Annotated in this window: 24 protein-coding genes; 10 read left to right on the top strand and 14 right to left on the bottom strand. The window is 59.2% G+C overall.

What is annotated here, in order from left to right:
• The first annotated feature begins 41 nt into the window (after window positions 1–41).
• Together CKW16_RS27270 and CKW16_RS27265 are read left to right on the top strand one after the other, a co-directional pair.
• The gene (locus CKW16_RS27270) at window positions 42–1,109 is read left to right on the top strand and encodes a hypothetical protein (protein ID WP_095132247.1); all 1,068 of its coding nucleotides are present in this window, start codon (window positions 42–44) and stop codon (window positions 1,107–1,109) included.
• A 16-nt stretch (window positions 1,110–1,125) separates the two neighbouring features.
• Window positions 1,126–1,479: a DUF1428 domain-containing protein gene (locus CKW16_RS27265; protein WP_095132244.1), complete on the top strand. Its 354-nt coding sequence runs from the start codon at window positions 1,126–1,128 to the stop codon at window positions 1,477–1,479.
• A 16-nt stretch (window positions 1,480–1,495) separates the two neighbouring features.
• On the opposite strand, the gene CKW16_RS27260 is transcribed toward CKW16_RS27265, so the two are convergent.
• Complete coding sequence (locus tag CKW16_RS27260) at window positions 1,496–1,690, bottom strand: hypothetical protein (RefSeq protein ID WP_033056474.1); 195 nt, start codon at window positions 1,688–1,690, stop codon at window positions 1,496–1,498.
• A 60-nt stretch (window positions 1,691–1,750) separates the two neighbouring features.
• Between CKW16_RS27260 and thpR the strand changes: the two genes are divergently transcribed.
• Window positions 1,751–2,290: an RNA 2',3'-cyclic phosphodiesterase gene (thpR, locus tag CKW16_RS27255; RefSeq protein ID WP_095132242.1), complete on the top strand. Its 540-nt coding sequence runs from the start codon at window positions 1,751–1,753 to the stop codon at window positions 2,288–2,290.
• Window positions 2,291–2,539: 249 nt separating this feature from the next.
• On the opposite strand, the gene CKW16_RS27250 is transcribed toward thpR, so the two are convergent.
• The 5 genes from CKW16_RS27250 to CKW16_RS27230 form a co-directional block, all read right to left on the bottom strand.
• Window positions 2,540–3,637 carry a polyamine ABC transporter substrate-binding protein gene (locus tag CKW16_RS27250; RefSeq protein ID WP_095132240.1) on the bottom strand — a complete coding sequence of 366 codons (1,098 nt, stop codon included), beginning with the start codon at window positions 3,635–3,637 and terminating at the stop codon, window positions 2,540–2,542.
• 218 nt (window positions 3,638–3,855) lie between these two features.
• A complete protein-coding gene (locus CKW16_RS27245; protein ID WP_007999976.1) occupies window positions 3,856–4,740 on the bottom strand; it encodes an ABC transporter permease subunit in 885 nt (294 codons plus the stop codon).
• A complete protein-coding gene (locus CKW16_RS27240) occupies window positions 4,737–5,618 on the bottom strand; it encodes an ABC transporter permease subunit (RefSeq protein WP_176471608.1) in 882 nt (293 codons plus the stop codon). Before CKW16_RS27240 ends, CKW16_RS27245 begins: the two co-directional genes overlap by 4 nt.
• Before the next feature lie 29 nt (window positions 5,619–5,647).
• Entirely contained in the window at window positions 5,648–6,790 is a 1,143-nt protein-coding gene (locus CKW16_RS27235; protein ID WP_095132236.1) for an ABC transporter ATP-binding protein, read from the bottom strand.
• A 334-nt stretch (window positions 6,791–7,124) separates the two neighbouring features.
• Window positions 7,125–7,886, bottom strand: coding sequence for a gamma-glutamyl-gamma-aminobutyrate hydrolase family protein (locus tag CKW16_RS27230; RefSeq protein WP_095132234.1), 762 nt, complete (start codon window positions 7,884–7,886; stop codon window positions 7,125–7,127).
• Between the two features lie 280 nt (window positions 7,887–8,166).
• On the opposite strand from CKW16_RS27230, the gene CKW16_RS27225 reads away from it, so the two are divergent.
• The 7 genes from CKW16_RS27225 to CKW16_RS27195 all read left to right on the top strand — a co-directional run bounded on the left by CKW16_RS27225 (window position 8,167) and on the right by CKW16_RS27195 (window position 15,566).
• Entirely contained in the window at window positions 8,167–9,543 is a 1,377-nt protein-coding gene (locus tag CKW16_RS27225) for a glutamine synthetase family protein (RefSeq protein WP_056745147.1), read from the top strand.
• Window positions 9,544–9,732: 189 nt separating this feature from the next.
• Window positions 9,733–11,223, top strand: coding sequence for an aldehyde dehydrogenase (locus tag CKW16_RS27220; RefSeq protein ID WP_095132232.1), 1,491 nt, complete (start codon window positions 9,733–9,735; stop codon window positions 11,221–11,223).
• Between the two features lie 52 nt (window positions 11,224–11,275).
• Window positions 11,276–12,574 carry an FAD-binding oxidoreductase gene (locus CKW16_RS27215; RefSeq protein ID WP_095132230.1) on the top strand — a complete coding sequence of 433 codons (1,299 nt, stop codon included), beginning with the start codon at window positions 11,276–11,278 and terminating at the stop codon, window positions 12,572–12,574.
• Window positions 12,575–13,155: 581 nt separating this feature from the next.
• Window positions 13,156–13,704: a cupin domain-containing protein gene (locus CKW16_RS27210; RefSeq protein WP_007895886.1), complete on the top strand. Its 549-nt coding sequence runs from the start codon at window positions 13,156–13,158 to the stop codon at window positions 13,702–13,704.
• Between the two features lie 182 nt (window positions 13,705–13,886).
• Window positions 13,887–14,432: a PAAR domain-containing protein gene (locus CKW16_RS27205; RefSeq protein WP_095132228.1), complete on the top strand. Its 546-nt coding sequence runs from the start codon at window positions 13,887–13,889 to the stop codon at window positions 14,430–14,432.
• A 10-nt stretch (window positions 14,433–14,442) separates the two neighbouring features.
• Window positions 14,443–15,225, top strand: coding sequence for a hypothetical protein (locus tag CKW16_RS27200; RefSeq protein ID WP_095132227.1), 783 nt, complete (start codon window positions 14,443–14,445; stop codon window positions 15,223–15,225).
• Complete coding sequence (locus CKW16_RS27195) at window positions 15,210–15,566, top strand: hypothetical protein (protein ID WP_095132225.1); 357 nt, start codon at window positions 15,210–15,212, stop codon at window positions 15,564–15,566. The genes CKW16_RS27200 and CKW16_RS27195 overlap by 16 nt, the downstream gene beginning before the upstream one ends.
• A gap of 93 nt (window positions 15,567–15,659) precedes the next feature.
• Here CKW16_RS27195 and CKW16_RS27190 read toward each other — a convergent pair whose 3' ends face one another.
• The 8 genes from CKW16_RS27190 to CKW16_RS27150 all read right to left on the bottom strand — a co-directional run bounded on the left by CKW16_RS27190 (window position 15,660) and on the right by CKW16_RS27150 (window position 23,874).
• A complete protein-coding gene (locus tag CKW16_RS27190; protein WP_095132223.1) occupies window positions 15,660–15,953 on the bottom strand; it encodes a fructose-bisphosphate aldolase in 294 nt (97 codons plus the stop codon).
• A 579-nt stretch (window positions 15,954–16,532) separates the two neighbouring features.
• Window positions 16,533–16,751 carry a PLD nuclease N-terminal domain-containing protein gene (locus CKW16_RS27185; RefSeq protein WP_095132220.1) on the bottom strand — a complete coding sequence of 73 codons (219 nt, stop codon included), beginning with the start codon at window positions 16,749–16,751 and terminating at the stop codon, window positions 16,533–16,535.
• Between the two features lie 227 nt (window positions 16,752–16,978).
• Window positions 16,979–18,394 carry a cytosine permease gene (locus tag CKW16_RS27180; RefSeq protein WP_095132218.1) on the bottom strand — a complete coding sequence of 472 codons (1,416 nt, stop codon included), beginning with the start codon at window positions 18,392–18,394 and terminating at the stop codon, window positions 16,979–16,981.
• A 319-nt stretch (window positions 18,395–18,713) separates the two neighbouring features.
• Window positions 18,714–19,865 (bottom strand): acetylornithine deacetylase, encoded by a 1,152-nt coding sequence (gene argE / locus CKW16_RS27170; RefSeq protein ID WP_095132213.1) that lies wholly within the window; start codon window positions 19,863–19,865, stop codon window positions 18,714–18,716.
• Window positions 19,862–20,539, bottom strand: coding sequence for a DUF1028 domain-containing protein (locus CKW16_RS27165; RefSeq protein WP_095132211.1), 678 nt, complete (start codon window positions 20,537–20,539; stop codon window positions 19,862–19,864). The genes argE and CKW16_RS27165 overlap by 4 nt, the downstream gene beginning before the upstream one ends.
• A 148-nt stretch (window positions 20,540–20,687) precedes the next feature.
• A complete protein-coding gene (locus CKW16_RS27160; RefSeq protein WP_008027166.1) occupies window positions 20,688–21,104 on the bottom strand; it encodes a RidA family protein in 417 nt (138 codons plus the stop codon).
• A 24-nt stretch (window positions 21,105–21,128) separates the two neighbouring features.
• Window positions 21,129–22,439: an NAD(P)/FAD-dependent oxidoreductase gene (locus CKW16_RS27155; RefSeq protein WP_095132209.1), complete on the bottom strand. Its 1,311-nt coding sequence runs from the start codon at window positions 22,437–22,439 to the stop codon at window positions 21,129–21,131.
• Between the two features lie 160 nt (window positions 22,440–22,599).
• Window positions 22,600–23,874 carry a flavohemoglobin expression-modulating QEGLA motif protein gene (locus CKW16_RS27150; protein WP_095132207.1) on the bottom strand — a complete coding sequence of 425 codons (1,275 nt, stop codon included), beginning with the start codon at window positions 23,872–23,874 and terminating at the stop codon, window positions 22,600–22,602.
• Between the last annotated feature and the right edge of the window lie 70 nt (window positions 23,875–23,944).

The raw sequence follows: 23,944 nt of genomic DNA, 5'->3' as shown, positions 1-23,944 counted from the left end.
TATAGCCCTTGATCTGATTTCAACCCGAGAGAACCGCGATCTTGAACGTGCGTTCGCTGATCGTCGCCGTTTTGGTGGTGTTGGCGGGATGCGCCACGCCTGTGCGTGCGCCGGTGGAAGTGGTGCCGGTGATTATTTCCCAAAGCACTTGGCAGATGGTCGACCAGGAGATTGTCGCGGCGTCGCAATCGGCCACCGAGCAGACCAAAATCTACGCGCGCGGTGCCATGGATTACTGGCGAACGCGGGTCTATCAACTGACTGAAGAAAACTTCATTCCATGGTTCAGCAGTTACTGGACCCAGGAATGGCTGTCGATGAAGGTCAGCTGGTACACCATCAACGCCAAAGGCGAGCAAGACGCCTCGGCCAAGCGCCTGGCGGCCTATCTGTTGGAGCAATACCAACAGCGCGTGCTGGCGCCGGTCGCGGTGGAAATCGATCCCGACGCGATTCTCGGCCTGGCAACGGCGTTCTACGTGGACATTGTTCAGGAAGAACTGCAGAAAATCTCCCAGCGTCACGGCGTGCCGATGGCTCAGCTCAACGGGCGTATCCAGAAAATCCCCGCCATCGCCCTCGGGCCACCGCCTGCCCGCGATGCTTCGCTTTACCAGGTCGTGCACACCCAACCGTTGAACACACTGCCGGCCTATGCGGCGTTGATCGAGAAGATCCACAAGGCGGGCGGCGACAGGGGCGTGGGTTCGACAGACACCGCCATGGCGCCGGTGGCCAAGCGTGCCAGTAAACGGATTGAAGCCGAAATGGTCCCGCGAGGTGCGGCCAGTGCGGTGGCCGCTGCGGCGGGCAAATTGGCCGGGGGCTTGATTTCCGTGGGTGTGGCGGGGATTCGCGCGATTATCCAGGCCAATGATCGGCCTGACAGCGAGGCACTGATTCGCAGCAGTCTGGGTAACACGTTCGACAAGGCCTGGCTGAAGCTGGTGCAAAACCCGACCACCGGCGTGATGGCCGGTACGTTGTACATGGCGGCGCAGATCGAGGGCAATCTGGCGGGGAGCGCCGAAGTACCGTCGGTCAGTTCGGGCAGCGGATCTGTCGATTGGGGGCCGACGGAATCGACTAACCAGCAGATCACCCCATAACCCAAGGAGAACGACCATGTCCTACGTTGATGGCTTTATCGCTGCCGTACCCACCGCCAACCGCGAAAAATTCAAGAAGCACGCCGAAACCGCCGCTGTCATTTTCAAGGAAGGCGGCGCCCTCAGCGTCGCCGAATGCTGGGGCGACGACGTCCCTGATGGCAAAGTGACCTCGTTTCCGATGGCAGTAAAACTCAAGGAAGACGAAACCGTGGTGTTTTCCTGGATCATCTGGCCCGACAAGGCCACCCGCGATGCAGGCATGGAAAAACTCATGAACGATCCGCGCATGCAACCAGACGTCAACCCGATGCCGTTCGATGGCCAGCGGTTGATCTTTGGTGGGTTCGAAATGATCGTAAAAGCCTGAAAAACCATCGGCAGGATCACTCCGGTGTCGGGGTGATCCTGCAACTCTTGCGATTACGGATTTCACTGTCCGTCGGCCGCTCTTTGATGAACTCGAAGCGCGGCTCACCTTCGTTGTAATGAACCAGCCAGCCCCATTCCAGCTCGGACTCATCCTGACCGGGTTTCGGTGGCACAGCCCACCACGGTTCCTTGCTGATGATCTCGCGCATGGCCCCCTCCAGTTGAATCGTTTGCATGAACTATAACTTGGATGTCAGGAGGTGCCAGATATGAGCGACGAATCCCATGAGCCGTTAAAACGGCTGTTTTTTGCCCTGAACTGCACGCCCGAGCAACGTCGGGCCATTGCCCAATGGCGCAGCGCACTTGAGCTCAGGAGCGGACGCCCGGTGCCGGTGGAAAACTTTCATCTGACGCTGATGTTTTTGGGCGCTGTCGAGGTGGCGAAAATCGCCGATATCTGCACGGCCGCCGCCAATATTCGAACGCCGGGTGTGCCTTTGAAGGTTGCGCTTGATCGGCTGGATGTCTGGCGCAGGGCAGGGGTGTTGGTGCTCGCTCCGGAGCAGGCATCACCGGAGTTGCTGCGGCTGGTGTATGCGCTTGAGCAGGCCATGCTGCCGTTCGGGTTTGAGGATTCGCCGAAGGAGTTTCGGCCGCATCTGACGCTGATGCGTGATTACCGAGTGCCGGTGCCCGAGTCCGCGACGCCGCCCGAGTTCTATCTGCGGGCCGATCACTTCACCCTGTTCGAATCCCATAAGGGCCGCTACCGAGCGCTGGCCGAATGGCCGCTCGTCCCATCATAAAAAAAAGGCGCCCGAGGAGGGCGCCCAAATTCACCTTAACCGAGGAAGCCAGGTGAGGCCGTTCTACAGATAGGAGTGCAGCGGTGGTAAGGCGCTGCGTGAACGGAAATCTTTGATATTGATGTTGGATGTTATGCCCTCATCGCGAGCAAGCTCGGCTCCTACAGGATCAGCGTCGCTCACCATTTTGTGTTCCACCACAGACCCCTGTAGGAGCCGAGCTTGCTCGCGATGGCGGCCTTGAGTGAATTATTTTCCGAGCTTCACCCGCGTCCAGCCCCGGGTCATCACCCGCTGAACGCCAATCGGCATATCCGGAATGGCATATAACGTCGCCATTACAGCCTGCGACGGATACGAGCCCGGATCATCCCGAATCGCTTCATCCACCAAAGGCGTAGCCGCCGCGTTGGCGTTGCTGTAGCCGATGTTGTTGGTGATCTCGGCGATGATGTCCGGGCGCATCAGGAAGTTCATGAACAGGTAGGCGTTCTCCACGTTCGCCGCGTCCCGAGGAATCGCGACCATGTCGTAGAAACTGCCCGCGCCTTCCTTGGGAATGCTGTAATCGACTTTCACCTTATCGCCAGCTTCTTGGGCGCGCGCCTTGGCTTGCAGCACGTCACCCGAGTAACCGACCGCCACGCAGATGTTGCCGTTGGCCAGGTCGGAGATGTATTTCGACGAATGGAAGTACGCCACCGACGGGCGAATCTTCATGAACAGCGCTTCAGCTTCAGCAATCTGATCCTTGTTCTGCGAGTTCACCGGATAGCCCAGATAGTGCAGGGCGGCCGGGAGCATCTCGGTTGGCGAATCAAGGAAACTGATGCCGCACGCTTTCAGCTTCGCGGCGTTTTCCGGTTTGAACAGCAGGTCCCAGGAGTTGGTCGGCGCGTTGCTGCCGAGCACTTCCTTGACCTTCTCCGGGTTGAAGCCGATGCCGATCGAGCCCCACATGTACGGGAAGGCGTGGCCGTTATCCGGGTCGCTGGCGGCAGCATTTTTCAGCAGGACCGGGTTGAGGTTCTTCCAGTTCGGCAGCTTCGACTTGTCCAGTTCCTGATAGACGCCGGCCTTGATCTGCTTGGCCAGGAAACTGTTGGACGGCACGACGATGTCGTAGCCGGATTTGCCGGCAAGCAGCCGGGCCTCAAGGGTTTCATTGCTGTCGAACACATCGTAGGTCACGCGGATGCCGGTCTCGTCTTCGAACTTCTTGACGGTGTCCGGGGCGATGTAATCCGACCAGTTGTAGACGCGCAGTACCTTGTCATTGGCCTGGGCGCCGGTGGCAATCGCGCCCAATAAGGACAGTGTCAGCAGAGTCCTGCCAAACATTTTCATCGGTACAACTCCATTTCTCTTTTATTCAGATACGCAAAACAATTGCAGTCTTGGCGCACCCCTTGTAGCAGCTGGCGAAGCCTGCGTTCGGCTGCGAAGCAGTCGTGAATTCAGACACTGCGGTTCTTTCAGGAAGATTGAATTCGCAGGTTTTACGACTGCTTCGCAGCCGAACGCAGGCTTCGCCAGCTGCTACAAAGTGTGCGTCCTGCAGGCTCTTAAGCCGTTGCTCCAGCCATTTGCTTTTTAGGTTGCTGCCAGGATTCGCTGGCGGTCTGGTCCATCGCTTCCTGGATCGCACGTTTGCGGGTCGCTTCGGCGCGGCGGCTGAAGTACCAGACCATGAAGGTCACGATCGATACAGCGAGCAGAATCAAGCTCGCCACGGCATTGATCTCAGGCTTCACGCCCAGACGCACCGCCGAAAACACTTCCATCGGCAGGGTCGTGGAGCCCGGGCCGGACACGAAACTCGCCAGCACCAGGTCATCCAGCGACAGGGCAAACGACATCATGCCGCCGGCCGCCAGGGACGGCGCGATCATCGGAATGGTGATCAGGAAAAATACCTTGAACGGCTTCGCCCCGAGGTCCATGGCCGCTTCTTCGATGGACAGATCCAGCTCACGCAAACGCGCCGAAACCACCACCGCCACATACGCCGCACAGAAGGTGGTGTGGGCGATCCAGATGGTGACGATGCCCCGTTCCTGCGGCCAGCCGATCAACTGCGCCATGGCCACGAACAGCAGCAACAGCGACAGACCGGTGATCACTTCCGGCATCACCAACGGCGCCGTCACCAAACCACCGAACAATGTGCGGCCCTTGAAGCGCGTGACGCGAGTCAGCACAAACGCCGCCAACGTCCCCAGTGCCACCGCAGCAATCGCGGTGTAGCAGGCGATTTCCAGCGAGCGCACCACCGAACCCATCAGTTGCGAGTTATCGAGCAGGCCGGCGTACCACTTGAACGACCAGCCGCCCCATACGGTTACCAGTTTGGAGGCGTTGAACGAGTAGATCACCAGAATCAACATCGGCAGGTAGATAAACGACAAGCCGAAAATCAGCATGAACTTTGAAAATCCGAAGCGTTTCATCCCCGTGCCTCCATCTCTTTGGCCTGGCTGCGGTTGAACAGCAGAATCGGCACAATCAGGATCAACAGCATCACCACCGCCAGGGCAGACGCCACCGGCCAGTCGCGGTTATTGAAGAACTCTTGCCACAGCACACGACCGATCATCAGAGTCTCCGGGCCGCCCAGCAGTTCTGGAATCACGAACTCACCGACCACCGGAATGAACACCAGCATGCAGCCGGCGATGATCCCGTTCTTGGCCAGCGGCACGGTGATTTTCCAGAAGTTGTTGAAGTTGCTCGAACCCAGGTCCGAAGCGGCTTCCAGCAGGCTTTGATCGTGCTTGACCAGGTTGGCGTACAGCGGCAACACCATGAACGGCAGATACGCATACACCACGCCGATATACACGGCGGTGTTGGTGTTGAGGATCTCGATCGGGTGGTCGGTCAGCCCGGTCCACATCAGGAACCCGTTGAGCAAACCGTTGTTGCTGAGGATGCCCATCCACGCGTAAACGCGGATCAGGATCGCGGTCCAGGTCGGCATCATGATCAGCAACAGCAGAACGTTTTGCGTTTCCTTGCTCGCCTTGGTGATTGCGTAGGCCATCGGGAAACCGATCACCAGGCACATCAGCGTGCTTAAAAACGCGACCTTCAACGAGCCGAAGTAGGCCGAGATGTATAACTCATCTTCGGTCAGCAGCGAGTAGTTGCCGATGTTCAGCAGCAGCTGAAATTTCTGCTCGGCGAAGGTGTAGATCTCTGAGTAAGGAGGAATGGCCAGGGCCGCTTCCGAGAAGCTGATCTTCATCACCAGGAAAAACGGCAGCATGAAGAACAGGAACAGCCACAGGAAAGGAATCCCGATGACGAGCTTTCGACCACTCGGCATCAGCCGCATAAACCGCTGATTGAGTGTTTTCATGAGCGCAGTACCACGCCGCTGTCGTCTTCCCACCACACGTAGACCTTGTCGTCCCAGGTCGGACGCGCGCCACGGCGTTCGGCGTTGGCCATGAACGACTGCACCACCTTGCCGCCAGGCAGCTCCACGTAAAACACTGAGTGACCGCCGAGGTAGGCAATGTCATGCACCTTGCCGCTGGACCAGTTGTAACGGGTATCGGGTTGGGTGGTGCTGACCAGCAGTTTTTCCGGGCGGATGGCGTAGGTGATCGACTTGTCCTGCACCGAGGTGCTGACGCCGTGACCGACGTAAATCTTCTGCTCCAGGTCCGGGCTGTGAATGATCGCGTGACCTTCCAGATCCTCGACCACGGTACCGTCGAAGGCGTTCACGTTGCCGATGAATTCGCAGACCATGCGGCTGACCGGCGCTTCATAAATGTCCACCGGGCTGCCGATCTGCGCGATCCAGCCGAGGTGCATGATCGCGATGCGTTGGGCCATGGTCATGGCCTCTTCCTGATCGTGAGTCACCATCACGCAGGTCACGCCGACCCGCTCGATGATCTCCACCAACTCCAGTTGCATCTGCGAACGCAGCTTTTTATCCAGCGCGCCCATCGGTTCGTCGAGCAGCAACAGCTTCGGACGCTTGGCCAGGGAGCGAGCCAAGGCCACACGCTGACGTTGACCGCCGGACAACTGATGGGGTTTGCGCTTGGCGTACTGGGTCATGTGCACCAGTCGCAGCATCTCTTCAACGCGGGCGTCGATTTCGCTGGCGGACAGACGATCCTGCTTCAGGCCGAAGGCGATGTTCTGCGCCACCGTCATGTGCGGGAACAGCGCGTAGGACTGGAACATCATGTTGATCGGCCGTTCGTACGGCGGCATGTCGGTGATGTCGACACCGTCGAGTAGAATCCGCCCTTCGGTCGGGCGCTCGAAGCCTGCGAGCATGCGCAGCAGGGTCGATTTACCGGAGCCGGAACCGCCGAGCAGGGCGAAGATTTCCCCTTGATGGATCTCAAGCGAGACATCGTCCACCGCGGTGGTTTCGTCGAATTTCTTGGTGACGCGGTCGACTTTCACCAGCACCTTTTTCGGTGACTGGTGACCTTCAAGAGCCTTCCTGTAGATGCTGGAGGCGTTTGCCATGTGAAACTCCCAACAGGTTTCAGTCGTCGGGCCAACGCGGCCTGACTTAATAGTTGATTGCAAGCCCGAGCCGGGTACGGTCCCTGTAGGAGCCGAGCTTGCTCGCGATGAGGCCCTGACAACCGACATCAATGTTGAATGTTCGGCCGCCATCGCGAGCAAGCTCGGCTCCTACAGGTTTATCCGTACTGGCCGGGCTTATTCGGCGCCGCCGTCCTGGCTGCCTGGGTCGTACTTGTTGTTATTGCAGTGTGTTGTTTTCGCGAGTCACGGATGCGCAAAGGCGCATCCGCCAGCCTCACGGGGGCAGTAAATTGATTAATCGTGTTTGAAGTCAGCGCTTGTTACGTAGCGCGGCCCGTCGCCGGCATGCATCACCGAACGCCTGGAAAATACTCAAGTAGGGCGGATTCGAAAGCACCTGCCATTCCGGGTGCCACTGCACACCGACGGCAAAGGTCGGGCTGTGTTCAATCGAAATCGCCTCGATCAAACCGTCCGGCGCAATCGCTTCGGCACGCAGGCCGGGCGCCAGTCGGTCGATGCCCTGGCTGTGAATCGAATTGACCTGGAACACCTGCGGCAAATCCAGCGCCTCGAACACGCCGCCCGGTTGCACGTTGACCGCATGCGCCGGTGCGTATTGCACCGCCAAATCCGGATGATTCGCTTCCCGGTGATCCAGCATGCCCGGGAGTTCGTGGACCTTCTGATGCAGGCTGCCCCCGAACGCCACGTTCATTTCCTGAAAGCCCCGGCAGATGCCGAGTACCGGAACGCCCGCCGCAATGGCCGCACGCAATAAGGGAAGGGTGGTGGCGTCCCGTTGCGGATCGTGATCCGTGCCGGGGGCGCTGTCGGGGCCTTGATAGTGGAAGGGTTCCACGTTCGAGGGCGAACCGGTCAGCAGCAGACCGTCGAGCTGCGCGAGCAGGTCATCGATTTCGGTCAGATCGCCTAAGGAAGGAATGACGACCGGCAGCCCCAAAGCCGCGACGCTGACAGCACGCAAGTACTTGTCGCCGCTGACATGGTAGGGGTGCAGGCCAATCTGTTTGACGCACGCAGTAACACCGATCAATGGCTTGAATGCCATTTTTATCACCTCGAAGTTTCACACTTGAACGAGCTTTTCTGGAGCTTAGCCTTGTTGATTTTAATTAACAACTCTCATGTAAAAAATTCTAAACGCCGCACGTCTGATCTTCAGGGTTTACGCGGTTCGAAAGACTGATCTGGCACTCTCGTGCCCAAGAAAGGCCCGAAAATAAAGGTTGAGAGGCCAAGTGTTCGCTATTGACTTCACTTTGCCGTTCGGGTTGACTGGGCTCGCAACAAGGTAGTGAACATAATAATTAACAGCTAATAGGTGCATCATGTCGGTCCCTCTGCGTACCGTTCAACTCAACGAAGCAAACGCATTCCTTAAGAAATATCCTGAGGTTTTGTACGTCGACCTTCTGATTGCGGATATGAACGGTGTGGTGCGCGGCAAGCGCATCGAGCGCACCAGTCTTCATAAGGTTTACGAAAAAGGCATTAACCTCCCGGCGTCGCTGTTTGCTCTGGACATCAATGGTTCTACGGTGGAAAGCACCGGCCTGGGTCTGGACATCGGTGACTCAGACCGAATCTGCTTCCCCATCCCTGACACGCTCAGCATCGAGCCCTGGCAGAAGCGCCCGACCGCGCAACTGTTAATGACCATGCACGAACTCGAAGGCCAGCCGTTCTTCGCCGACCCTCGTGAAGTGTTGCGTCAGGTCGTGAGCAAGTTCGATGCAATGGGCCTGACCATTTGCGCCGCGTTCGAACTCGAGTTCTATCTGATCGACCAGGACAACGTGAACGGTCGTCCGCAATCCCCACGTTCGCCGGTGTCCGGCAAGCGTCCGATGTCGACTCAGGTGTATTTGATCGACGACCTGGACGAATACGTCGATTGCCTGCAAGACATCCTCGAAGGCGCGAAAGAGCAGGGCATCCCTGCCGACGCCATCGTCAAGGAAAGCGCCCCGGCGCAGTTCGAAGTGAACCTGCATCACGTCAACGACCCGATCAAGGCCTGCGACTACGCGGTGTTGCTCAAGCGTCTGGTGAAGAACATCGCCTACGACCACGAGATGGACACCACGTTTATGGCCAAGCCGTATCCGGGCCAGGCGGGCAACGGTTTGCACGTGCACATTTCGATTCTCGACAAAGAAGGCAACAACATCTTTGCCAGCGAGGATCCCGAGCAGAACGCCGCACTGCGTCACGCGATCGGCGGTGTGCTCGAGACCCTGCCGGCGCAGATGGCGTTTCTCTGCCCGAACGTCAACTCGTACCGTCGTTTCGGCGCGCAGTTCTACGTGCCGAACTCGCCGAGCTGGGGCATCGACAACCGTACCGTCGCGGTGCGTGTGCCGACCGGTTCGCCGGACTCGGTGCGCATCGAACACCGCGTGGCGGGCGCCGATGCCAACCCGTACTTGCTGATGGCGTCGGTACTGGCCGGTATTCACCACGGCCTGACCAACGAAATCGAGCCGGGCGCACCGGTTGAAGGCAACAGCTACGAGCAGAACGAGCAGAGCCTGCCGAACAACCTGCGCGATGCACTGCGCGAGCTGGACGACAGCGAAGTCATGGCCCGTTACATCGACCCGATGTACATCGACGTGTTCGTGGCGTGCAAGGAAAGCGAGCTGGCCGAGTTCGAGAACTCCATCTCGGACCTTGAGTACAACTGGTACTTGCACACCGTTTGATGGGCCTTCGTGGGCTATGTGTCGGACACGGAAAATGTGTACGCCACATCTCCCTGTAGGAGCTGAGCTTGCTCGCGAAGACGGCGGCACATTCAACATTGATGTCGCCTGATATGCCGCTATCGCAAGCAAGCTCGGCTCCTACAGGTTCTCCGACAACTACTTATTCCTCTGCGTCGAGTCACAACCATGACAAACACTCGCAGCGACTGGGAACAACGCTTCCAGTCCCTAACCATCGAAGGCCGCGCATTCATCGACGGCCAATACTGCCCGGCACTCAGCGGCGACACCTTTGAATGCATGAGCCCGGTCGACGGCCGCTTCCTGACCAACGTCGCCAGCACCGACGAAGCCGACGCCAATGCGGCCGTCGCCGTCGCGCGCCGCACCTTCGAATCCGGCATCTGGGCCAAACTCGCCCCTGCAGAACGCAAGCGCATCCTGATTCGCTTCGCCGACCTGATCCTGGCCAACCAGGAAGAACTCGCCCTGCTCGAAACCCTCGACATGGGCAAGCCGATCAACGACTCGATGAGCATCGACATCCCGGCGACCGCCAACGCGATCCGCTGGAGCGCCGAAGCCATCGACAAGATCTACGACGAAGTCGCCGCCACACCCCACGATCAACTCGGCCTCATCACCCGCGAACCTGCCGGTGTGGTCGCCGCCATCGTGCCGTGGAACTTCCCGCTGATCATGGCCAGTTGGAAGTTCGCCCCAGCCCTCGCGGCCGGCAACTCGTTCATCCTCAAGCCTTCGGAAAAGTCGCCACTGACCGCCATCCGCATCGCCCAACTGGCGCTGGATGCCGGCATCCCGAAAGGCGTGTTCAACGTCCTGCCGGGCTACGGTCACACCGTCGGCAAGGCGCTGGCGTTGCACATGGATGTCGACGTGCTGGCCTTCACCGGCTCGACCACGATTGCCAAGCAACTGATGATCTACGCCGGGCAAAGCAACATGAAACGCGTATGGCTCGAAGCAGGGGGAAAGAGCCCGAACGTTGTGTTCGCCGACGCGCCGGATCTGCGCGCGGCAGCACAAGCGGCGGCCGGTGCGATTGCCTTCAACCAGGGCGAAGTCTGCACCGCCGGCTCGCGCTTGCTGGTGGAGCGTTCGATTCGCGAGCAGTTCATTCCGCTGCTGGTGGAAGCGCTGCAAGCCTGGAAGCCGGGGCACGCACTCGATCCGGAAACCACCGTCGGCGCAGTCGTCGATCAGCGTCAACTGGACAACGTGCTGCGCTACATCCAGATCGGCAAAGACCAGGGCGCGCATCTGATCGCCGGCGGCAGCCGCACCCTCGAAGCCACCGGTGGCCTGTACGTGGAACCGGCGATTTTCGACGGCGTGACCAACGCCATGACCATCGCCCGGGAAGAAATCTTCGGCCCGGTGCTGTCGCTGATCACGTTCGACACCGAGGAAGAAGCGCTGGCGATTGCCAACGACAGCATCTTCGGCCTGGCCGCAGGCGTCTGGACCAGCAACCTCTGCAAGGCCCACACCTTCGCGCGTGGCTTGCGCGCCGGCAGCGTCTGGGTCAACCAGTACGACGGCGGCGACATGACCGCGCCGTTCGGCGGGTACAAGCAGTCGGGTAACGGTCGGGACAAATCGCTGCACGCGTTCGACAAATACACCGAACTCAAAGCGACCTGGATCAAGCTCTAACACCTCTACAACGGCGGTCGCCGGCAGGTGCCAGCGGCCATCGGAGAAACCTATGAAACAAGACTCTGTTAAACAAAAGCATGTAAACAGCTACTACGCCGCCACCCGCAACTTCACCGGCGACTTCCCGGTGCTGGAACAAGCGGTGGACTGCGACGTCTGCGTGATCGGCGCCGGCTACACCGGTTTGTCCTCGGCCCTGTTCCTCGCCGAAGCGGGCTACAGCGTGACCGTGCTCGAAGCCGCCAAAGTCGGTTTCGGCGCCAGCGGTCGCAACGGCGGTCAGTTGGTCAACTCCTACAGCCGTGACGTCGATGTCATCGAAGAACGCTACGGCGACAAAACTGCCGAAGTCCTCGGCAGCATGATTTTCGAAGGCGCTGACATCATCCGTCAGCGCATACAACACTACGACATCCAGTGCGACTACCGCCCGGGCGGCATCTTCGCCGCGCTGAACAAAAAGCAGCTCAAAGGCCTGGCCGAGCAGAAAAGCAGCTGGGAACGCTACGGCAACAAAAACCTGAAAATGCTCGACGCGGCGGACATCAAGCGCGAAGTGGGTTGCGACAACTACGTCGGCGGCCTGCTGGACATGCAGGGCGGCCACATCCACCCGCTGAACCTGGCCCTCGGCGAAGCCTCGGCCATCATCGGCCTGGGCGGCAAAATCTACGAACAATCGGCCGCAGTGGAAATCACCTACGGCGAACCGATCACCGTGCGCACCGCCAAAGGCGTGGTCCGCGCCAAGTACCTGCTGATCGCCGGCAACGCCTATTTGCCGCAAGACCTCGACAACCGCGTCACGCGCAAAAGCATGCCCTGCGGTTCGCAAATCGTCGTCACCGAACCGTTGTCCGAGAAGGTTGCGCGCAGTCTGATCAAAAACAACTACTGCGTCGAAGACTGCAATTACCTGCTCGACTACTACCGCCTCACCGCCGACAACCGCCTGCTGTACGGCGGCGGCGTGGTCTACGGCGCCCGCGAACCGGACGACATCGAACAACTGATCAAGCCGAAAATCCTCAAGACCTTCCCGCAACTGAAGGACGTGAAAATCGACTACCGCTGGACCGGCAACTTCCTGCTGACCATGTCCCGCATGCCACAATTCGGCCGCATCGAGAAAAACGCCTACTACATGCAAGGCTACAGCGGCCACGGCGTCACCTGCTCGCACCTGGCCGGCAAACTCATCTCGGAAATGATCCGCGGCGATGCCGAACGCTTCGACGCCTTCGCTTCGCTCCCACACATGCCCATGATCGGCGGCCGCACCTTCCAGGCCCCACTCACTGCCATGGGCGCCGCGTACTACGCGCTGCGCGACCGGTTCGGCATCTAAGCGACACAACCCCTGTAGGAGCCGAGCTTGCTCGCGATGACGGCGGCACAGTCAACATTGATGTCGCCTGACACACCGCCATCGCGAGCAAGCTCGGCTCCTACAGGAGATGTATGGCGCACAAAAAATCCGTGACCAACCAGAACCAAACTGTGGGAGCGAGCCTGCTCGCGAAGAGGCCATCCCAATCACCACCATTCGGCGCCATACACAGATTCCAAAAACACCACCGGCCAAATGTGGGAGCGGGCTTGCCCGCGAAGACGGCGGCACTGTCAACATTGATCTTGCCTGACACACCACTACCCCGTAGGAGCCGAGCTTGCTCGCGATGAGGCCATACCAGTCACTATCAATGCCAACCAGTAATCGCACCTACACTTTCCACAGCCAAACCACCCAACTTCAGGTCGAAACAACCTTTTTACCCAACCATTTATCGAACCTGCTGAGCAACACCACCAAACGTGATTTAATACCCGCCTTTCAAATTTCCGGGACAGGGAAGCGGTGTTTTCGCGGCCAAAAGTCGCCCGCCATCCACCCCCATAACCCTTAAGTATTCCTCGCATAAGGCTGTCATGGACACGGGCTCACGACTCAAATTAGTACGCGAAAGCTACAAACTCTCCCAGCGCGAGCTGGCCCGGCGTAGCGGCGTCACCAATGCCACCATCTCCCTGATCGAACAAAATCGCGTCAGTCCCTCCGTCAGCTCCCTCAAAAAACTGCTCGAAGGCATTCCTATGTCTTTGGCGGACTTCTTTACCTTCGACCAACCGCCACGCGAGCATCAATACGTGTTCCGGGCTAATGAACAGCCGGATCTTGGGCGCCATGGGTTGCGGTTGTTGCTGATCGGGGCTTCGGTGCCGAGTCGGCAGATGCGGCTGTTGCGCGAGCAATACGCGCCTGGTGCGAGTTCGGGGGAAGAGCCGATTGTGCACTCGGAAGGGGAGGAGTGTGGGTTGGTTACGCGGGGGACGGTTGAGTTGACGGTTGATGGGCAGATTAGTGTGCTGAATGCTGGGGATGGGTATTACTTTCCGACGACGCTGCCGCATCGGTTTCGGAATATTGGGGCGGATGAGGCGGAGATTATTAGTGCGAATACTCCTGCAAACTTCTGATGGGGGCAGTGATGGGGCCGCTTTCGGCTGTGGATTCAACCGGTCGATGCAACAGATTGGCTAAATCGTTCATGCAGGCGCTGAGCGCTGATCATTGCATGCGCCCATCACCACGGAGATTTCTATTGGGCGATCTGATCTGGTAGGTTACGACGCTCACACGGATTTGACAGGAGGTCATAGTGGCTAAGCCAGCAGCGCGTAAGAGTGATCCATACAGTTGCCCGTTGCCGGGGCACGGTACTAATCCCATTGCGGTAGGCTCTCCCGACGTGTTTTTCGAGGGACTTTCCGCAGCACGGCAAGGCGACACCTGCACGTGCGGCAGTGCGCTTTCATCAGGGCTGTCTTCGACTGTTTTCATCAACGGCAAGAATGCCGCAACCATCGACACTGGTGGTACCCACGGCGGCGTTGTAGTTGGCGGGTCGGGGACGGTGATAATTGGCAGTACCCATGCAGCCTGCGAGTTTGTTCCTCCCTCGTTGTTGGCGGGTTACGCGAGCTGGATCGGCTTCAGAATCCCTGCTGAAGAAAGCTATGAGGGCTTATCGTGCTCCGCACACTTTGAGGACGGCTCATCGCTCCCCGGCGTATTCGATAAGGACAACGCTGTTAGATTTTCGAACCCGTCGGGCACGACGTGCGTGATGCTCAAGTTTGAAGAGCCAGCATCCGCAGAGGCGCCCTCGCTTACCGAGAGCCTATTGAACCAAATTCTAGGATAAGGACCATCCTATGACAGAGCCGTACATTGTCACCGGCAGCTATGTCGTTCAGCGTGAGCACGCCTTGCAAGACTCGCCCCTCGATAGGGCGTTAGAGCTGATGGAGGGCACTGCCCTGAGGTTTTCTCTGGATGCCATCTCTGATGAAAAAGTCAGGGCAAGCTACACCAGGAACATCAATCGCATGTCTCAGCAAACTCGGGATGACGTGAAAGCTGGAAAGATTACTGCGCAAGAAGGTGTGAAGTTCAGTCATGAGATGCGAAACAAAATCATGATGGAACATCGCAAACTCACCTCTGCGCAGGGTTTGGCTATCGTCCAAAGGAAGAAAAAGGAAGGAAAGGGGCTCAAAACGCTCTTAGATATGTACGCTGAAGGCCTATTCCAAAAGGGTTACGACAGCCTTTCAGAAGTAGAAAAAAATAAGGTCCACTACACCATTCTGGAATCCTCGGGCCGTGATAATGCCAAATTCACGACCGGCACCAAAAAAATGCTGATCATGGGCAAGCTCGGCGTTCTGGTGACCGCCGCTCTGGCGACCTATCAAATATTGGATGCTGAAAACAAACCCAAAGAAGCGGCGCGCCAAGGCATCATCGTTGGTGCGGGTGCGTTGGGCGGTATCCTCGCGGGGATGGGCGTCAGCACGTTTTGCGGCCCTGCCATGCCCATTTGCGCAATTGCGGTTGTCTTGGCTGGGACAGTCGCCGGTGGTGTCGCAGGCGAAGCAGTGGCGAGTTCACTGGATGAAGAGCTGGAGGAATTCACACATTGGGACATCTTCTGACTGAACCACAACTGACAAAGGTCAGAGCCGCACTCTCCGAGCCATTCAACGATTTCCCAGTCGAATATGACTTTGTAGCGAGCAAGGTCAGAGGCGTCGACCCCGACATATTGTACGAAATCCTCTATTCAGAAGTCGCACCGGTGTGTTTCACCAATCTGGTGGCCGCGGTGCCCCCAGTATGGACGGGCTTCGATCCCGACATACTTAGAGAATCGATAGAGGAAAGGCTGGTAGCAAGAGAACGTAATTGGTTTCGCCGGCAGTTCGATAAAGTGCTGGTTCGCTGGCTGAAATACAACTACGCCTACATCTGGAAGGAAATCGCCAGCAGGCTTTGAACCCGAACGCACACTGGACTAGCGACTCGCTGAACATATGATCAAGTAATAAAAAACCCGCATTAATGCGGGTTTTTTTTGGCTGAAATTCGATCACTGGCCTTTGGGGGTATCAAACCCACGCTGCTCAATCACCCGAAACACATCGCTCACATCCTGGATCATAATCCGGGCGATGTTGGTGACGGTGTTGATGTCGTTTTCGGCGTAGTCGGGGAGGCTGGTGCAGGCCATGAGGTTGAGGTACTTGAGGACGGCGCTGAGGCGTTCGCTGACGCAGTTGTGGAGTTCGCGGAGTGGGGCGTCGCTGTCGATGAGGAGGACGGGGTAGTCGGTGGCGAATTGGGACATGGGGGTGAAGCGGCGGGGCGGGTTTTGGGTTGTCATGGTTTTAGTCCTAGAAAGATGAATCACAACCGTCATAACCAATTCACAGTCGGAAATCGGCTGTGTTGTGGCTGGCGGTACTTGGTGTCTTCTTTTTAGGGCTGCGAAACCCTGCCGCTAACTGCTGTCAGCGACGGGGCGAACTATATGCGGCGGCTTTGGTGTCTGTAAACGGGCATGTAGGACGACGGATTGGGTTTTGTAGCAGCTGGCGCAGCCTGCGTTCGGCTGCGTAGCAGTCGCGAGATCAGAAGTCGCGGTGTGTCAGGTTAGCCCTGCACGCTGGATTTACGGCTGCTGCGCAGCCGAACGCAGGCTTCGCCAGCTGCTACAGGGTTTGGGTGTGGTTTAACAGTTCGGCAGGGTTTGGGGCGGCTTCGCCGCCCAGCGGGAGCAAGCTCCCTCGCCACAATGGGTGGTTTCCTACAAGATTTTCGGAGCTGAAATAAAAAGATCACAGGCTGTGGCCGCTCCGCCGATCAGGTAATAGGTGGTCACAAACAACAAAGCCCCGAATCATCGGGGCTTTGTTGTTTGTGATTTCGCAGTTCCAAAATCCTTACCGCACAACATCCAGCTTCATTGTCTGGCCTGCGGTGAGTGCGGGTTGTGATCGGTGTGTTTCGGTCCCGCCAGTGCCCACGCTATCAGCCCGAATAGCGGTACCAACACGATTACCACCATCCATACGAGTTTGTTGCTGGATTTGCCTTCGGCTTTTCGCACTTTGTTGATTGCCCATAACTCGACCAGCACAAGTATTGCGGCGAGTACGATCCAGATGGTTTCGGTTTGCATTGGTCACCCTCCTGATAGTCATTCAGTTAGGTGATTGGGGGTGGGCGGGGTTCATTAAATTTTGGGTTTCTTGCGAGCTTAAGATCAAAAGATCGCAGCCTCGTTTCACTCGACAGCTCCTACAAAAGGGATGGTGATGGCAAGGGAAATGGCTTGCGGGCGATGGCGTTTTTGAGGACGTCTTCGCCGGCAAGCCTGGCTCCTACAGGGATTGTGGTGCGCTTCAGTTATAGGCTGTTGGCGAGTTTTCCGGTTGAGAGGCGGCGCTTGTAGGCGGTGTCGCGGTTGGCTAGCCAGTAGTAGAGCGGGGAGGTGATCAGCAGGCCGACAAGCCAGGACAGGTCTGCGCCGTTGATGTGTTCGGAGATGGGGCCGACGTAAAGCGGCGTGTTCATGAAGGGAATCTGCACCACAATCCCGATCGCATACGCCAACAACGCCTGCGGGTTGTACCGGCCATAGATCCCGCCATCCACCTTGAAGATCGAGCCGATGTCGTACTGACCTTTGTGAATCGCATAGAAGTCGATCAGGTTGATCGCGGTCCACGGCACCAGCACCACGAGCAGCACCAGCACCATGTCGACGAAGTGGCCGATGAAGTTGGCGGAGGCGCCGACGGCGGCGAAGCAGCAGGCGGCGAGGACGATGACCGAGAGGACGGCGCGGCTTTTGGCTGTCGGGATCCAGCGGTAGGCGAAGGTTTGGACCAGGGTGATCAGCGACAGCACGGCGCCGTAGAGGTTGAGGGCGTTGTGGCTGATGACGCTGAGCAGGAACAGCACGAGCATCAGTGGGCCGATGGAGCCGGTGGCGAGTTTGACGGCGTCCATGGTGTCCATGCCGACGGGTGTGGCGAGGACGGCGACGGCGCCGAAGATGAACGAGAGGCTGGAGCCGAGCACGGTGCCCAGGTAAGTGGTCCAGAAGGTTGCGGCCACGGGCACGTTGGCTGGCAGGTAGCGCGAGTAATCGGAGACGTACGGTGCGAAGGCGATTTGCCAGAGCGCGGCGAGGGAGACGGTGGCGAGCCAGCCGGAGATGTTGAAGCTGCCGCGGGTGAGGAAGTCGGCGGTTTGTACGTGGGTGAAGATGTAGCCGAAGCCCAGCACGATGCCGGCGCCGAGCACCCAGGTGCCGATGCGGTTGAGTACGTGGATGAAGCGGTAGCCGATGATGCCAATGATGCCCGAACCGAGGGCGCCGATGACGATGCCGACGGGCACCGGCACGCTGTCGACCACGCCGTGCAGGGATTTGCCGGCGAGGACGATGTTGGAGGCGAAGAAGCCGATGTACATGATGCCGGCGATCAGCACCACCAGCAGCGCGCCGAGCGAGCCGAACTGGGCGCGGCTCTGGATCATTTGCGGAATGCCCATCTGCGGGCCTTGCGCCGAGTGCAGCGCCATCAGCACGCCGCCGACCAGGTGGCCAACGAGGATCGCGACGATGCCCCACACCAGGTTCAGGTGAAACATTTGCACGCCGAGAGCGCCGGTGACGATGGGCAGCGGCGCGATGTTGCCGCCGAACCAGAGGGTGAACAGGTCGCGGGTTTTGCCGTGGCGATCTTCGGGCGGCACGTAGCCGATGGTGTGTTTTTCGATGAGCGGGACGGAGGTTGTTGCTGCGGTAACCATGACGGACTCCAAGGCAAAAGTGAGTACGTGGACGTACTTCGGTGAGCGCTGCACGGGGGCGACGCTTTTCTTGTTGGAGTTGATGATGTGCGGTGGGGAGTGAGAGATAAATTAGTAAGTTTGTGGGTATAGACGCTAAAAAATGTATGTCAGTGGGAACGGTGAAAACCCTGTGGGAGCGGCGGTGCGACGATTCGACTTGCTCGCGAAGGCGGAGTGTCAGTCGACAATGATGTTGTCTGACACTCCGCCTTCGCGAGCAAGTCGAATCGTCGCACCGCCGCTCCCACAGGGGATTTTGGGGGGTTCAAAATCTTTGCTATTCGCTGATTGATTGCAGCATTCGATGGAGCATGGCGTCGCAGCTGTTCAATTGTTCGAGGCTGACGAATTCGTCGGGTTTGTGGCCTTGATCCATGCTGCCGGGGCCGCAGACGACGGTGGGAATGCCTGCGGCGTCGAATAGGCCTCCCTCGGTTCCGAACGCCACGGTGCCGAACTCTCGGGAGCCTGAGAACGCAGCAATCAACTCAGCGGCTTCGCTGTGCGCATCAGTCGCCAAACCGGGATACGCCGACAACTCGCTAAATCGTATCTCGCTCTGTTCACTCACCGCACGCATGCGCGGCAACACTTGTTGTTCGGCATAGGCCTTCAGCTCTTGCGCAACCTCACTCGGATCATGCGAGGGCAGGGCACGGATTTCGAAGTCGAAACGGCAATCGGCGGGGACGATGTTCAAGGCCTTTCCGCCGGAAATCACGCCGGTTTGCACCGTGCTGAACGGCGGATCGAATCGCGCGTCGTGATGCTCCGGCGCTTTGAGCCGATTGCCAATCCGCCCCAGTTCACCGATCAGTTCAGCGGCGTATTCAATCGCATTGACCCCAAGCGGTGCGTACGCCGAATGGCACGCTTCACCGTGAATGTCGCAACGCATCGCCAGTTTGCCTTTATGGCCCAGCACCGGTTTGAGCTCGGTCGGTTCGCCAATGATGCAGAGCATCGGTTTGACCGGGCGCTTTTCCAATTCCGACAGCAACGAACGCACACCGAGGCAGCCGACTTCCTCATCATACGAAAGCGCGATGTGTACCGGCAGCCGCAGCGTGGCGTTCACCAGCGACGGAACCAACGCGAGTACGCAGGCAATGTAGCCTTTCATGTCCGCCGTGCCGCGACCGTACAGCTTGCCGTCGCGCTCGGTGAGCTCGAACGGCGCAACGGTCCACGGCTGGCCGTCGACGGGCACCACATCGGTGTGCCCCGACAGCACGATGCCCGGCCGGTCCGCCGGGCCAATGGTTGCGAACAGATTGGCCTTGCTGCGCTGCTCGTTGTAGACCAGCTCGCAAGGCACGTCGAAGCGTTCGAGGTAGTCGCGGACGAACTCGATGAGGTGCAGGTTTGATTCGCGGCTCGTGGTGTCGAACGCCACCAACGTTTTCAGCAAATCGAGGCTGTTGCTCATCGGTCGTCTCCGGCGACGCCGTAGCCAGGGGACTTGTCGGGGGCCAGGGCGCGGTCGATGTAGTCCTGAACCTGTGGGCGATAGGCGTCCCAGAGTTTCTCCAATTGACCGATTGGATCGTGATCCGCCCAATCCACCCGCAGGTTGATGATCGGCCAGGTCAGCTCGCCGACCACCACCACCGCCGCCGAATGCACTGGCCCGGCTTCGCCGCCTGCTGCGATTGCCGCTTTCATGGCCGCGAGCAGGCGGTCAGTCAGTTGGCCCTCGCCATGCTCGAATGCCTCGACCATCGCTTCGATCACTGAACGGTCTGCGAGCATGTTGCCGGCAGCGACGCATTGATCGCCGGACACGGCGTGGTGGTTGCCGAGGGTTTGCGAACCGCTGAAGTGTGCGGTTTGGCCGAGGTGGTCAATCGCGGTGATCTGGCGGTATTGGCTGTAGCCGTTGCGGGTCAGAACTTTGTCCAGTGCTTCAGCAGGCGTGAGGCCTTGTTCCATGAGGGCAAGGGCTTCCGGGCCAAGGGACGGCAGGGTGATGTTTTGTGTGGAAACGGCGCCGACACCCGGCAGCAGCCAGGGGCAGCGGGCGCCGACGGCGATGCTGGAGGAACTGATCGCAATGCCGAACTGACCGGTTTCGGGGCAACGTGCTGCGATGGAGAAGGTCATGGTTTTGCTCCTTGGTTTGCCTTGGCTGAGGTGGTGTCTGTGCTGGCCTCATCGCGAGCAAGCTCTGCTCCTACGGGATAGTCGTCGCACTGAAGATCCGCTGTAGGAGCAAAGCTTGCTCGCGATGGCCGCGACGCGGTGAACCTGCTTACTCAGGAATCACCGCAATCACATCAATCTCCATCAACCACTGCGGTTGCCCCAGCGCCGAAACCACCAACCCGGTCGAGATCGGAAACACCCCTTTAAGCCACTTGCCCACTTCCTGATACACCGGCTCGCGATACCGCGGATCGATCAGGTAAGTGGTGGTTTTCACGATGTGGCTGAGGTCGCTGCCGGCTTCTTCCAGCAACTGCTTGACGTTGCGCATGGCTTGCTCGGTTTGCGCACGCGGGTCGCCGAGGCCTACCAGGTTGCCTTCGAAATCGGTGCCGACCTGACCGCGAACGTAAACGGTGTTGCCAGCGCGGACCGCTTGGCACAGGTCATTGTCCAGGCTCTGGTTCGGGTAGGTTTCCTTGGTGTTGAACATGCGAATGCGGGTATGGGTTGGCGTGGACATTTGAAGCTCCTAAAGAAAAATGGCTCAAGCGCTGACAGTTGCTTTATGGGCGGCCGGGACGGTTTCAGCCTCGCGCTGCGCGGCATCGTGGTAGTCGAGGTAGGAACGCTGGATGGCGATGTGATCAGCCACATACTTGGCGTCATGCCAAACGCCCCAGATGAACGAAGACCCGCGACGGGACTGCCAAGGCAGGCCGAGGAAATACACGCCAGCTTCGCTCGACACGCCGCGCTGATGCGCCGGCTTGCCGTTGTCGTCGAAGGCATCAACCTTGAGCCAGCTGTAATCCGTGGCAAAACCGGTGGCCCAGATGATCGAGGTCACGCCGGCCTTGGCCAAGTCGAGTTCAAGAATCGGGTTAGTCACGCAGTCCGGATCGGAAAAGGTAATGCGCGCTTCAGGCTCTTCCGGCAGGTCCAGGCCGTTGCGTTCGATGTAGGCATCGGCGGCATTGAGCAGCGCCAGATAGTTTTCGTCGCCGCGAGCCAGGTTGTCGGCAAGGTTCGGTTGAAAAGTCGCTACGCCGCCATTGAACGATTGGGTCAAACCCACCAGCGTCATGCCGCGATGGGCGAGACCACGGAAGTCCACCGTGCGGCCGCCATGCGCACCGCTCACAGCGATGGTGACGTGTTCCCGGCCGGGTTTCATGGCCGCCTGATCCCATTCGCCCAGCACACCCAGCCACCAGCAGAAATCACGGTTGCGATAGGCGCGAGGAGGGCGATCGTGTGCACCCACCGAGAGGTAAACCTTCTTGCCGGCACGCTGCAATTCATCGGCGATTTGCACGCCCGACGAGCCGGCACCGACCACCAGAACCGCGCCTTCGGGCAGTTGCGCCGGGTTGCGATAGTCGGCGGAGTGGATCTGCAGGAATGGCTGATCTTTTGGCGCAATCGGCGGGATAACCGGGCGCTGGAATGGCCCGGTGGCAGCCACCACGCGGTTGGCCTCGATCACGCCTTCAGAGGTTTCAATGGTGAAGCCCGGGCGACCGACATTGCGCTCAACCTTCAGCACGTCCACGCCGGTGCGGATGGGAGCGTTGAATTTCTTGGCGTAGGCTTCGAAGTAGTCGGCAACCCGCTCTTTCGGGGCAAAGTCGTCGGGGCTGAGGTCGTCGAAATCGAGACCGGGAAAACGGTCGTGCCAGGCCGGACCGTTGGCCACCAACGAATCCCAACGGCCGGTGCGCCAGCGCTCGGCGATACGGTTGCGCTCCAGCACCAGGTGCGGTACGCCGAGTTTGCTCAGGTGTTCACTCATGGCCACGCCAGCCTGACCGGCGCCAACAATCAGCGTATCTGTTTTTATTTTTTCAGTGGTCATCTCAATACCCTTCGAAGTTGGATTTAGGTCGGTAACGGCCTGCCATTTCTTGGGGTCAAGACTAGGGATCACCCTGGTATCGGTAAAATATTATTAAGCTGGCATTTGAGTATAAATAACTGATGCAGAGCGTTTGGTTCGATGGCTCTCCCTTTAAACGCTAGGCGCTGGCATCGGCTTCATGCTCGTCGGCGAAGGCCATGAGCACCTCCAGATCGAGTACATCCAGCTTGATCCGGGAAATAAAAGCGGAGAAGGCCAGGTTGGCGGCGAGTAGACGCAGGTCGGAGGCCCAGGCCGGGACATGGACCGGCCCCCGCAGCCAGCCGGACTCGAAGAGTGGGGCCAGGCGCACGGTATCGCCCAGACTGAGGCGCCCGGCGAACAAATGGCCCACCAGTTCCGGCCGGTTGTCGCGAATCGCGATGCGCAACAGGGTATGCACGCCGAGCAATCCGGTCAGGTAGGCGGCATCCTTGGTGAACGCCGATCCGCCGCGCAGGTCGGCGCCGCGGAACACCCGCTGGGTCGAGCGGAAGGACTCCTCTTGCGACTGTCCGGCCGCGAGAAAACCTTCGAACACCTGAATGAAATCGGCGCCATCCAGCGCCTGCTGGACCGCGAGCACGCGCAGGGCGAGGCGGCGCAGGCGGTTGATGTCCATGCTGCCGGTGAACAGCTCGGCCAGGGTGGCGATGCCCTCCTGAGTCTGGGTCGTGCGTGGCGCCCCCAGGCCCAGGCTTTTCAGGTTGGGTTGCAGCGCGCCGTTTTGTGCCGTGGCGACATGCACGAAGGCCTCATGTTGCAACAGCTGGTTCTTGTCCAGTTCCGAGAACAGGGCGCTGGCCCGCAGGCGGATGCGACTCGCCCCGGCGATGGCCTTGGCGGCCAGAGTCGGATCGAGCACGACGGTGATCCGGCCTGGTCCGAAGAAGCGGTCGAGTTCCGGCTGCATCCAGGCGGCGAAGACCTCGGCCGGGATTTCTGCCGGGCACGGTGGAATCCGCGCACCGCCCAGAAGGGCGTCGGTGGTCTTGAGGAAGAATTGGGCCGCGTCCAGCATGCTCAGTTTCAGGCGCGAGTAGTAGAAGTCCGGGCGTCGGTACAGCGCTGACGAATACTGCGTAAAAGCGGGCGTGCCGATGGCACCGAGCATGAGCCCGGCCGTGGCATAGCTGCGCGCCGTCATGGCGAGGTGGCGCCCGGCCGGATGACCCTCATCGCAGCGGCCGATAAAGGCTTCGAGGGCGGCGATGTCGGTGCTGTGGTCGCGCGGGCGCAGTTCAACCCTGGGCAGTTCTGCCTGCCCGGCGCGCCAACGTGTCAGGAATACTTCCTCGACCCCCTCCGGCCAGGCCAGGGCATCCAGCACGCGGATCTTGCGGGCCAGACCGGGCAGGGCGGCATCGAGTTCGGACAGGGGCGCGGTGCTCATGGAGATCTCCTTGGGAAACAAGGCTCAATCGAAAAAGCTTAGTCGTTGTCGATGCATTGCGTGGTGACAG

Source organism: Pseudomonas sp. Irchel s3h14 (assembly GCF_900187425.1).
GTDB lineage: Bacteria > Pseudomonadota > Gammaproteobacteria > Pseudomonadales > Pseudomonadaceae > Aquipseudomonas.
The sequence above is the reverse complement of the archived record's forward strand: the minus strand, read 5'-3'. Positions and strand labels throughout refer to the sequence as shown.